Annotated in this window: 7 protein-coding genes and 1 other annotated feature; of the genes, 6 read left to right on the top strand and 1 reads right to left on the bottom strand. The window is 54.5% G+C overall.

The window, feature by feature from the left end; genetic code table 11:
- The coding region (locus VQ071_RS23165; RefSeq protein WP_340516611.1) for an immunoglobulin-like domain-containing protein at nt 1-2,401 on the top strand (2,401 nt) is incomplete at its 5' end.
- Between the two features lie 286 nt (nt 2,402-2,687).
- Here VQ071_RS23165 and VQ071_RS23170 read toward each other — a convergent pair.
- Nucleotides 2,688-3,932, bottom strand: a complete 1,245-nt coding sequence (locus VQ071_RS23170; RefSeq protein WP_340516612.1) for an MFS transporter — start codon at nt 3,930-3,932, stop codon at nt 2,688-2,690.
- A gap of 54 nt (nt 3,933-3,986) precedes the next feature.
- Nucleotides 3,987-4,221: a binding site (T-box leader), on the bottom strand.
- Nucleotides 4,222-4,514: 293 nt separating this feature from the next.
- On the opposite strand from VQ071_RS23170, the gene VQ071_RS23175 reads away from it, so the two are divergent.
- The 5 genes from VQ071_RS23175 to VQ071_RS23195 all read left to right on the top strand — a co-directional run bounded on the left by VQ071_RS23175 (nt 4,515) and on the right by VQ071_RS23195 (nt 11,951).
- Nucleotides 4,515-5,909, top strand: coding sequence for a glycoside hydrolase family 30 protein (locus VQ071_RS23175; RefSeq protein WP_340516613.1), 1,395 nt, complete (start codon nt 4,515-4,517; stop codon nt 5,907-5,909).
- Nucleotides 5,910-6,028: 119 nt separating this feature from the next.
- Nucleotides 6,029-8,356, top strand: a complete 2,328-nt coding sequence (locus VQ071_RS23180; RefSeq protein WP_340516614.1) for a helix-turn-helix domain-containing protein — start codon at nt 6,029-6,031, stop codon at nt 8,354-8,356.
- Nucleotides 8,357-8,524: 168 nt separating this feature from the next.
- Complete coding sequence (locus tag VQ071_RS23185) at nt 8,525-9,475, top strand: ABC transporter permease (RefSeq protein ID WP_340516615.1); 951 nt, start codon at nt 8,525-8,527, stop codon at nt 9,473-9,475.
- A gap of 15 nt (nt 9,476-9,490) precedes the next feature.
- On the top strand, nt 9,491-10,375 hold the full coding sequence (locus VQ071_RS23190; RefSeq protein WP_340516616.1) for a carbohydrate ABC transporter permease: 885 nt from the start codon (nt 9,491-9,493) through the stop codon (nt 10,373-10,375).
- A gap of 25 nt (nt 10,376-10,400) precedes the next feature.
- On the top strand, nt 10,401-11,951 hold the full coding sequence (locus VQ071_RS23195) for an ABC transporter substrate-binding protein (RefSeq protein ID WP_340516617.1): 1,551 nt from the start codon (nt 10,401-10,403) through the stop codon (nt 11,949-11,951).
- The last annotated feature ends 26 nt before the right edge of the window (nt 11,952-11,977 follow it).

The raw sequence follows: 11,977 nt of genomic DNA on the forward strand, positions 1-11,977 counted from the left end.
AGCAGCGGACAAGGCTGCACTTGTCATCGGCTATGCGACAGGTGACTCCGCAACCGGCGTGACGCAGGACGTCACGCTGCCGACTGCGGGAACGAACGGGACGACCGTTACTTGGGCGTCGAACCGCCTAGCGGTTGTTGCCGCTGACGGTACTGTAACCCGCCCAACCTTCACTCAAGGCAACCAGTCGGCTAAGCTCACAGCGACGATCGAACGCAACGGCGTCAGCGATACGCGTGAATTCTCAATCGAAGTGCTTGCCGCCGCGCAGACGGATGCGGAAGCCGTAGCAGCGGACAAGGCTGCACTTGTCATCGGCTATGCGACAGGTGACTCCGCAACCGGCGTGACGCAGGACGTCACGCTGCCGACTGCGGGAACGAACGGGACGACCGTTACTTGGGCGTCGAACCGCTTAGCGGTTGTTGCCGCTGACGGTACCATAACCCGCCCAACTTTTACCCAAGGCAACCAGTCGGTCAAGCTCACCGCGACGATCGAACGCAACGGCGTCAGCGATACGCGTGAATTCCCAATCGAAGTGCTTGCCGCCGCGCAGACCGATGCGGAAGCCGTTGCAGCGGACAAGGCTGCACTTGTCATCGGCTATGCGACAGGTGACTCCGCAACCGGCGTGACGCAGGACGTCACGCTACCGACTGCGGGAACGAACGAGACTGAGATAACATGGTCGTCTGACAAAGACGCAATTATTTCCGACAAGGGCATTGTCGTCCGTCCATCCTATTTGGAGGGTCCACAAGATGTTGTTCTGACAGCGACGATCGCAAAAGGGACTGTGTCGGATGTACGCACCTTCACGATCAAGGTACTGCCGCAAACGCAGACGGATCAGGAAGCGGTCGCAGCGGCGAAAGCAGCACTCGCTATCACGTTCGCACAAGGCGATTCCGAAGCATCCGTCACACAAGATGTGACGCTTCCAGCCGCAGGCGTCGATGGCACAACCATTACGTGGTCGAGCAACGATGATACGATCATTACCAATGAAGGACATGTAGAGCGCCCTGTTTATACAGCGAGTGATATTCCGGTAACGTTGACAGCAACGATTGCCAAGAATGGGGTACAAGACACGCGCACCTTCACGTTAACCGTTCTGAAACAGGACGCGCCAGCACTCCTGAGCATTACCGCAACGCCGGCAGTCTTGAACTTGGATATCGGTGCTGCAGCCGCACCGACGCTCACAGGAGATTATGGTATTGCTGGCTCCAAATCGCTTGCAGCTTCTTCGCTGAGTTGGGTTGTAGCCAATCCGCAGATTGCAGAGGTCAACGCAGCCGGATTAGTAACGGCATTGCAAGCCGGAGCGACTACGGTTACGGGGACGCTTGACGGAATTACGGTTACTATTCCTGTTACGGTGTCCGGTCAAGTAGCAGTACGGTCGATAGAAGTTGATGCTGCAAGTCTGGATATGAGCAACGGGTCTGTCAGACAACTGCGCGTTGCAGGGACACTTGTAACTTCGCAGACGGTAGATCTCACGCAATCCGCGACTTATGTCTCTTCGGCTACTTCTGTCGCGACAGTCAGCACTACTGGACTGGTGACAGCCGTTTCCAGCGGTACGGCGACGATTACCGTCACCTTTGGAACTTTTCAGAAGACGGTTAACGTTACTGTCACGGTACCGAGCATCCCAACTGTACCGCCTGTGCCAACACCGACTGAACCGGTTAAGCCGACTACGCCTCAAGAACCGACCCCTGCCCCTGAATCGGGGGATGTATTCAAGAGCGAGATCGTGAATACCAAAGAAGTCGTAAGCGCAATGGCAGCGAAGGTCGAGGCAGCGAAGAAGAATCCTGCTCCGAATCAACCTGCAGATATTAAAGGCCACTGGGCAGAAAAAACGGTTCAAACGCTCACCAATCTGGGCGCTATAACCGGATATGCGGACGGAACAATTAGGCCGAATAGCGATATTACACGCGCTGAGTTTGTGACGATTATTTCACGCATATTTACGATCTCGGCAAGCCGGACACCGGTTGCCTTGAATGATATCTCTGACCATTGGGCCAAGCCTGCTATCGAAGCTCTGGCTGGCGCAGGCGTTATCCAAGGCTACGGCAACGGCTCCTTCAAGCCCAACAATACCATTACGCGCGAAGAGATGGTTGCGATCATGAGCCGCTTGATCGACATGGAGCATGTTGCAAAAGATACAACAAAGGGCAACTTCACCGATACGTCAAGATCCTTCGCGGCAGATGCGATTAAGCAATCGGCTGAAGCCGGTATCATCAACGGCAAAGCGAACGACAAATTTGATCCAAAAAGCAACGCGACGCGCGCCGAGGCATTAACGCTGATCTTAAACACCCTTAATCTGAATCCGGATATCAAGATGCTTCTGGAGTCGTTGAACTAATTTTCTTTCATTTACAATGCAGGCAGGTCTGTCACCTCATGACAGGCCTGCCTTATTTATGTGGGCCCGGCATGGGCGTCATCTTTCGGGTGAAAGTCCTGGTGCACGGACACCGTCTTCCTCCATAATCCCGACGATCGGCGTATCCGACAGGGGGCGGCATTCTGCAAAGCGCGTGTCTGATCCGGATTCCGATGAGCCTTCTCCAATTACGATACGGAATCCGCATCGGGCAGTCGCTTGACGTCCGATCGCAGTCCGCGACTCTCTCGGGAGCGACACGAGCTCAGGCAGGCCTGCTTGTGTTTCTTTTATGCAATATGGAGGACATACCAAGCGTTGCTATAATAATTGCTAGCAATAGCATAAGGAGCACACCGCATATTACAACAGGCCGAATGGTGATGGCATCGGCCAAGATGCCGAATATAAAAGTTATGATCATCGTAAGCACAGATTCAATGAAGCCATTGAGCGACCCTACCCGCCCCATGATTTCAATCGGGACGCTTTTCTGATAAAAGGTCATAAATCCTGTATTCGCAAAGGCAAGGAAAAAAGAAAGGACGAAGAAACCGACTGCGGCAGTAAAAAATGAATGCGAGAATGCATAAATGCAATAACCGAAGCAGTTGCCAAGCACCCCGATGCTAATTAATCTCAATGGAGTCAGCTTATTGACAACCCACGCATTCAGAACCGCTCCCGCAGCGATGCCCGCACCGGCTATACTAACGAGAAGTCCATAACCGCTTTCCGTAAGTCCAAGTACGATTGTTGCAAACGATGCCTCCAGCGAGTCGACAGATGACGCCATGACAACCATTAATCCGCCGAAAAGCAGACACATGGCCATAACAAAAGGGTAGATTCGATAGAAGGCTTTAACCGTTAAAAAATCTTCTTTTACGACGGCAAACGATAATAAGGGCTGACTGGACTTATCACGTATAGGTTCCCGCTCCAGGTTCGGCATAAAGAGGGTTAACGAGCCGGAGATCAGCAGTGCGGCTGCATTTGTGAAAATGGCAAACTCCGGCGTGCCGACCAGAAAAAGAAGACCCGCAATCGCTGGACCGATTAAGAACGCTCCCGAGCTGAGCAGACTGTTGAGTGAATTGAATCGCGGCCGCTGCTCCTCGGGGATAAGCTTGGTGATGTATACAAAGGAGGCATTTCCGAACACATGGCTGGCGACTTGTATAACGAAGGTAACGGCATAAATGATCCCGATCGAGTCTGTGAAGGGCAGAATGCACATGACGAGGGCTCTGGAGACATCGAGCACGACCATGACATACTTTTTGTTTACTCGATCCACGATACTGCCCGCCCCTATATTTGCAAGGAGTCCTGCGACAGGACGAATCATGTACAAAATGGACAACGCAAGCGGAGATCCCGTCATACTGAGAACAATCAGATTTAATGCGATGAAGTAGACCCAAGCGCCTATATTGGATAACCCGATGCCGAACAATAAGATCGAAGGGTACTTCCAGCTTGCCATTACTTCTTTAAAACTTCGCATCCAAGTATCACTCCTCGAATTGTAAAAAAAATCATCCCCAAGACAATAAATTGTCTTGAGGATGATTTTTCACGGTGCCACCCCAATTCGTTCGTATGTCACCATACGAACCTCGGCGAGTATTTAAATACTCTGCTCTATAACAGGAGCACCTGTCACATCATCCCTTGTGTCAAGATTCGATGTGATGCTCAGAGTCTTGGTTCAACTAGAACTCTCCGCTCCTTTTCAGCATACGGAGCTCTCTGTGGGAGAGGTTCTGGTTTACTCTTCTCTTCGTCGCCTTTGTAATATTTTTATTATCTTATATGCAGACGCCTGTTTTGTAAATAGGTTCCATCAATGCCAGCAGCGTTGCTCCATCCACTGTCGTTCCCCTAAGATACTGCGGGAGCAGCTTCGGTTGCATAATGCCTAAAATTTACTTTCACGACGAGGGCCGTCCCGCTCTGTAAATATCGCTTCATAGTGAAGCGCGCCAGCGGAGTAAAGTACAATTTGAGCAGTAGCGGGAGCCGCCGTCTCGCTGTCATGCTGGACTTGGAACGCCATTTTTTTAATAGCGCGCAAAAGGAGAATATCATGACGGCGAATAAGACAAATAAAGCCAATCAGGTAGAGGTATGGTGGAGTTCGGAGAAGGAGCCGAGAGCTCGCACTTGGTTCGATGAGCCGAAGCCGATCGCATACAAAGGGGAGGCGAGGCCGCCCTTGTGGGCGCATGCGCCGAGGCCGGAAAACATGGCGACGATCGCCGTATTCCCGGAGCTGGCCTATCAGGAGATCCTCGGGATCGGCACTTCGATGGAAGAGAGCACCGTATATAATCTGGCCCGTATGTCCCCTGAAAAGCAGGACGAGATCATCTCTCTGCTGGTCGATCCGGACGGGGGTGCCGGCTTCAGCTTGCTCCGCATCACGCTCGGCACTTCGGATTTTACGGCACAGCCGTTCTATACCTACGACGACCTGGAGGAGGGGGAGACGGACTTTGCGATGGAGCGGTTCTCGATTCGCAAGGATATGGACCTCGGGATCGTATCTGCCGTTCAGCGGCTGCTGGCCGCAGCGCCGGAACTGCGTATATTCGCCTCTTCCTGGTCGCCTCCGGCCTGGATGAAGACGTCGGGAGATTTAAGACGCGGGGAGCTGAAGCAGGGCAGGCCGTATATCGATGCGCTCGCGCTCTATTACCGCAAAGCGATTCAGGCGTACAAGGAGCAGGGCATCGACATCTATGCGATTACCGTGCAGAACGAGCCGCTGCTGGAGATCGATTACCCGAGCTGCTACATGAGCCCGGAGCAGGAGCGCGAGCTGATCGTCGCGCTGCGCCGGGAGCTTGATGCCCATGGCCTCTCCACAAAAATCTGGATCTTCGATCACAATTTCCACGATGCGTGGACGTATTGCTGCCCGATCCTGAACGATGAGGACGGCCGCCGCGCCTCGGACGGCATCGCCCTCCACGATTATGAAGGGGAGCCGTCGGTCATGTCCGAGCTGAAGGCGGCGTATCCGGATCAGACGGTTCATATGACGGAGCGCTCGATCTGGGGCGTGGCGGCGGCGGACCGCATCGCGCAATATTTCCGCAACTGGGCTTCGAGCTATAACGCATGGGTCACGATGCTCGACAGCCGGATCGGCAAGCATCAGTGGGTCGGCATTCCCGATCCGACGCTGCTCGTGCAGCATCATGCCAACCGGGACGAATACTGGATGACGCCGGAGCTGCATCTGACCGGACAATTCGCCAGATTCGTGAAGCCGGGGGCCAGAAGAATCGAGAGCAATTACGGCTCGGCCGATACCGTCACCAATGTCGCGTTCCTGAACCCGGACGGCAGCATCGTTGTTGTCGTCATTAATCAGACGGAGCAGCAGCAGCCGATAAGAATAGTGTGCGAGGGCAAGCAGTTCGAAGCTGATGCTCCTCCCATGAGCGTCGCGACTTACCGCTTTGCGCGCCGCTGACGAATACGGCAGCTTGATTTGAACGTTCGAGATGCGGATAGGGCTGTCCTGACAGGGCGGCCCTCCCGCTATGCTGCAGGCAAGCAGGCAGCGGAAGACATCGACCAGGAGGAATTGAGATGATGTTGGTCCAATTTCGTTCCCGCAAATATTTGCAGCGTATCGTATGGACACTCATAGTTTTTATCGTAGCGATCCTATGTGTTTTCGCATCGACTTTGTACTGGAAGATGAAGCAATCGACCATGCATATTCAGATGGAGGCGAACCGCAAAGTGTTCGCCCAGGTCAAATATAACGTCGAGTATATGGATGAGATTCTCAAAAACTTGATGATGTCGCTTTACTTCGACAATGAGGTCATCCCGATTTTATATAGCAAGACGTTCAGCTACGGGGATATCGCGATCAAGCTTGCCAAGCTGGACAAGGTCGCGGATTCCTCTACATATTTGCACTCGATCATTCTTTATAACTATTACACGGATACGTATCTGTCTACGAACCGCAAGTTCCAGGATAATCTGCACGGCGAGATCGAGCGCTTCGAGCTGCAGCTCGGCAACCAAGCGAATGTCCAGAAGATGAAGCTGGTTCCGATGAAAATAACGGCAGACACTTCGAACGCCATCGATTTTTTCTCTTATATGATGTACGACGAGCGGGCGGAGCAGTCGAAGCAGAGCAAGCTGATTCTGAATGTGAAGCCCGAATGGATCTTCAACAATATTAAGGTAATCAACAGCCTGGCGTACGACAAGAGCAGCTCCGTGCTCCTGATGGACGGCAGCGGCGTCTTGTATACGAACGATAATCGGGAGGCGGATTTTCTGCCCGAACGCATAGCGGAGCGGATCAAAGAAAGCCGCGCAGAACTGGAGACATTCACCTATGGGCGGGGCAGCCACAGGTCCATCGTCACGGTCATGTCGCTGGGAGAGTACAACTGGAAGGCGATCGGCATCCAGTCCTACGATTATGCGTTCAAGGAAGTGAACGGCATCCGCAATATGCTCATGGCGGTGACGATCCTATTCCTGGTGCTGTCCGCCGTCATCGCCTTCATTATCTCCACGCGGCTGTACCGCCCCGTGGATTCGATGGTCAGGCAGGTGCGGGGGACGCTGCCGCATGAGATGAAGTCTGCGGGGCAGAAGGACGAATGGTCTTACCTGGCGGCCAGCTATGCCTCGATGGCGGACAAGGCGGATCTGGCCGAACGCCACCATCTGCGCAACCGGAAGATCGTCGAAAACTTCCATTTTCGCAGCATGCTGAGCCGGGGGACGGAGCTAACTGAAGAGGAGTTCAGGTCATGGCTGACCGAGCATCGGCTGCCGCTCGATGCGGCAGGGCCTTTTATGATCGGCGTCTGCAAGATCGACCGCTTCGAGCGGCAGATGCTGCAGGCCAGCGCTTCGGAGCAGCGGATTTACAAGTTCGCGCTTGGCAATATCGCCGAAGAATTGCTGTCTAGGCACGGCAAGCCGGTCTGGATCGAGATGGGGGACAACCAGTATGTGTTCCTCTGCTCCTTGCCCAGTCTGACATTGGCCGGCGATTTGATTAAGGAGACGATCAGGGAGCTGCAGCAGGTCATCCAGACCTACTATCATTTGTCCACCACCTTCTCACTGGCCCGGCCGTTCGGCAGCTGTACGGGGATGGCCGATGCCTACCAGGAGGCGCTGCAGCTGATCCAGTACCGGATGCTCCTGGGCAGCGCGGCGCTGATAACGACGGAGCTGGTGCGGGCGGAGGATCGGCACGAGAATCTGCATCATGCCGACCATATCGAGCGGCAGATGACGGAGCATCTGCGGCTGGGCAACAGCCAGGAGCTGAAGGGCGATATCGACCATTATTTCGAATATGCGTCCAGGCTGACCTATTCCCAGTTCATGAATGCGGTTCTGCATATGACGGTGACCGTCACCAAGACGATCAGCGAGATGAACGAACACAGGCTCCGCCCGCTGGATATCGACATCAGGGCCTTTCACCAGGAAGTGCTGAAGCAGGAGACGGCGGAGGAGATGAAGCTGCTGTTCTGTTCGCTCGCCGAGCAGCTCGCGGACCAGGATCATCCGGCAGAGCTGGAGAAGGCCGACATGCTCGCCCGCACGATGAAGGATATGATTGCCGAGAACAGCATGGACCCGGACTTCAGCCTGAACGCGATGGCCCAGCTGCTCAAGATGTCGTCGGCCTATATCGGCCGCCAATTCAAGCAGAGCACGGGCATGACCGTGACGGAATATATGAACGAATACCGTCTGGAGCGGGCGCTGGAGCTGCTGGAGACGAAGGATATTACGATTAACGAAGTGATGGAGCTGTCCGGCTACCGTTCGCAGAGCTATTTCTTCAAGCTGTTCAAGAGCAAATACGGCACTTCTCCGAAAAATTACAGACTCCATAAGGTCATGACGCCGGATAAATATTAGACGGCAGGCCGGAAGCGATGCAGCCAGGAGTAATGTGCCCATAGAGAAGAGGGCGAGCGGAGTAAAATGCAATTTGTTCAGTAGAGGAAACGCCACACAATCTGCTTAAATCGACCTATGAACGCTGCGGCTTCCAAATTGGGCAGCGCGAGGAGGTGAATGTGCAATATGAACAGCCAAGTCGGCAGCGAGGCGGGCGGGACGGTTCAGCCGAGAAGCAAAGGGCGTTTCCGGAAAAATAAAGACTTGTTCTTCCTTAGTCTTCCGGCGCTGCTGTTCAAGCTGATCTTCAACTATCTGCCGCTGATCGGACTGATCGTAGCCTTCAAAAAGTTCCGGTTCGACAAAGGCATCTTCGGCAGTCAGTGGAACGGCTTGGACAACTTCCGCTTCTTCTTCGTATCCGACAATGCATGGCGGGTGACGCGCAATACGGTCTTGTACAACGGCGGCTTCATTATCATCACGCTGGTATGCGCGCTTATTCTTGCGCTGCTGCTGGGCGAGATGAGCGGCCGGGCCGTGAAGGTGTACCAGAGCGCGCTGTTCCTTCCTTACTTTTTGTCCTGGGTGGTCGTCGGCTACATCGTGCTGGCTTTTCTCGAGCAGGACCGCGGACTGCTGGATCATGTCTGGCGGCTGTTCGGGCAGGAGCCGGTCAACTGGTATCAGGAATCGGGCCGCTGGCCGTATATACTGAACGCGGTCAATCTGTGGAAAACGGTAGGCTTCTCCACGCTCGTCTACTACGCCGGCATCATCGGCATCGATCCGAGCTACTACGAGGCTGCGAGGATCGACGGAGCCGGCAGACTGCAGATGATCCGCAAGATTACGTTGCCGCTGCTGATGCCGCTGATTGTTGTTCTTCTCATCGTCGCGATCGGCGGGATGTTCCGGGCGGACTTCGGTTTGTTCTACTTCATTCCCAACAACTCCAGCTTCCTGTACGCGACCACGGATGTCATCGATACGTACGTGTTCCGCGCGCTGCGGACGTTGGGCGATGTGGGCATGTCCGCTGCGGTAGGACTCTATCAATCGCTCGTCGGCTTCATCCTTGTCGTCGCCACCAATACGATCATCAAAAAAGTCAACTCGGATCATGCACTGTGGTAGGGGTGGGGTGTTCCCATGAAAAGAAATGAGCGCGCTGTCGCTCGTCTGTTAAGTCATGCCGTACTTGCGGCTGTGGCCGCGATCATGATCTGTCCGCTGCTGCTCGTCGTGTCGATTTCCTTGTCGCAGGAAGATTCCGTCGTCAAGCACGGGTACCGGTTTATCCCGGAGCGATTCAGCCTGGACGGCTATGCGGCGGTATTCAAGCATCCGGGCGTACTGCTCCATGCCTACGCGATGACGATTATCGTGACGGTGCTCGGGACGCTTGCGGGTCTTTTGCTGACAGCCATGATCGCATATGTGATATCCCGCAGGGAGTATCCGTATAGAAAGGCGACAACGCTGTTTGTCGTGTTTACGATGCTGTTCAACGGCGGCCTTGTACCTTTTTATATTCTGATCGTGAAGTATTTGCATATGAAGGACACGCTGTGGGTGCTCATCATTCCTTATCTGATCAATCCGTTCTACGTCATGATTATGAAGGGCTTCCTCGACCGCATGCCTGCGGAAGTCATCGAATCGGCCAAGATCGACGGAGCCGGCGAATACCGGGCCTTCTTCACGATCGTACTGCCGCTGTCCACGCCGGCGCTCGCTACGGTCGGGCTGTTCATTTCCTTCATTTACTGGAACGATTGGTGGCTGGGCCTGTTGTTCATCGACCGCAACAAGCTCGTGCCGCTGCAGCTGCTGCTCTATCGCACGATGAATTCGATCGAATTCTACGCCGCCAATTCCCAGCATCTGAGCGGCAGCGTGGATGTGACGAAGTTCCCGAGCTTGACGACCCGAATGGCGCTGGCCGTACTGGGCGCGGGACCGATGCTGTTCATCTTTCCTTTTTTCCAGCGTTACTTCGTGAGAGGGCTTACCGTAGGGTCGCTTAAAGAATAATGGACCATATCTGAGGAGGATGAAGATGGGGAACGAATACAGCAAAGGTGCAAAGGCGGTGCTTGCCGCCTCGCTCGGCTTGACCTTGGCGCTCTCCGCATGCAGCGCAGACAAAGAGGCTGACAGCGGCAAACCGGCCAACAAGCCGTCCGCGGAGCAGACTGCGACGGATACGGCCGCTTCGAAGCTGGAGCCGGTCGAGCTGACCTGGTACTATCCGCAATGGAGCACGCAGCCGGATACGCAGGTGGTCGAGGATGCGATCAACAAAATTACGAAGGACAAAATCAACGCCACCATCAAGCTGATGCCGACCGACGGCGGCAGCTACGAGCAGAAGCTCAACACGATGGTCGCGGCCAATGAGAAGTTCGATATCGCCTGGACCTCGTTCTGGATGTTCAACTATGCGCAAAATGCCCGCCGCGGCGCCTTCGCCGAGCTCGGTCCGCTGCTGGAGAAAAACGCGCCCGAGCTGCAAAAGCTGTTCCCCGATATCGTATGGGAAGCGCTCAAGGTCGACGGCAAAATATACGGCATCCTCAACTACCAGACGATCACGAACAAGGAAGGCTTCCTCATCCAGAAGCGGTTCGCGGACAAATACGGCCTCGATACGGGCGCGATCAAGTCGATCAAGGACATCGAGCCGTTCCTCGAGCAGATCAAGGCGAACGAGCCGGACATCATCCCGTTCGCGATGACGCGGGGCGGCAACTTCGAGAATATGAAGACGACCTACAACAACATCGAATATATCTCGAACGAAGCGATCGTCGGCATATACCGCGATGCTGCGGACATGAAGGTGATGGACGTGATCCAGTCGCCGGAATACAAGCAATATTTGAACCTGATGCATGAATGGTATGCCAAAGGCCTGATCAACAAGGATGCGCCCACCGTCAAAGCGCTCGACGACCGGAAGAAGGCGGGCCAGGTTGCCGTATCGTTCCACAACGTACTCAAGCCGGGCCGCGAGGTAGAGGAGAAAAATGCTTCCGGCGGCCAGGACATCGTGCTGGTCCCTACGTCCGAGCCGTTCGTCGGTACGAATACGATCATTCAGTCGATGCAGTCGATCAGCCAGACGTCCAAAAATCCGGAGCGCGCGCTGATGTTCCTGAACCTGCTGAACACCGACAAAGAGCTGCTCAACCTCATCAGCTACGGCATCGAGGGCAAGCATTATACCCGCATCTCCGCCGATACGATCAAGATGAACGACGACAGCGGCTACAACCCGAACACGAGCTGGGTATTCGGCAATACGTTCCTCGTCGACATGCAGGAAGGCCAGGACCCGCAAGTGCTCGAGCTCACGCAAAAGGAAAACAATGAAGCCAAGTCTTCGCCGATTCTGGGCTTCACGTTCGATCCGGAGCCGGTGCAGACCGAGATCGCCAACATTCAGGCGGTGAACGACGAGTACGGCCCGCCGCTGAATACCGGGGCTGCGGATGTCGAGCAGAAGCTGGCCGAATATATCGGGAAACGCAAAAAAGCGGGCATCGAAAAAGTAGTCGCGGAAGTACAGAAGCAGCTGGACGAGTGGAAGCAAAAAACAGGAAAGTAAGAGGGGAGACAGGCTGAATTCCATCC

The sequence above is a fragment of the Cohnella sp. 56 genome (assembly GCF_037963805.1).
Lineage (GTDB): Bacteria > Bacillota > Bacilli > Paenibacillales > Paenibacillaceae > Cohnella.

What these genes read in the sequence shown, in the direction of transcription:
- VQ071_RS23180 (WP_340516614.1), top strand. Translation starts at nt 6,029, where the DNA reads ATGATGTTGGTCCAATTTCGTTCCCGCAAATATTTGCAGCGTATCGTA.
- VQ071_RS23190 (WP_340516616.1), top strand. Translation starts at nt 9,491, where the DNA reads ATGAAAAGAAATGAGCGCGCTGTCGCTCGTCTGTTAAGTCATGCCGTA.
- VQ071_RS23175 (WP_340516613.1), top strand. Translation starts at nt 4,515, where the DNA reads ATGACGGCGAATAAGACAAATAAAGCCAATCAGGTAGAGGTATGGTGG.
- VQ071_RS23195 (WP_340516617.1), top strand. Translation starts at nt 10,401, where the DNA reads ATGGGGAACGAATACAGCAAAGGTGCAAAGGCGGTGCTTGCCGCCTCG.
- VQ071_RS23170 (WP_340516612.1), bottom strand. Translation starts at nt 3,932, where the DNA reads ATGCGAAGTTTTAAAGAAGTAATGGCAAGCTGGAAGTACCCTTCGATC.
- VQ071_RS23185 (WP_340516615.1), top strand. Translation starts at nt 8,525, where the DNA reads ATGAACAGCCAAGTCGGCAGCGAGGCGGGCGGGACGGTTCAGCCGAGA.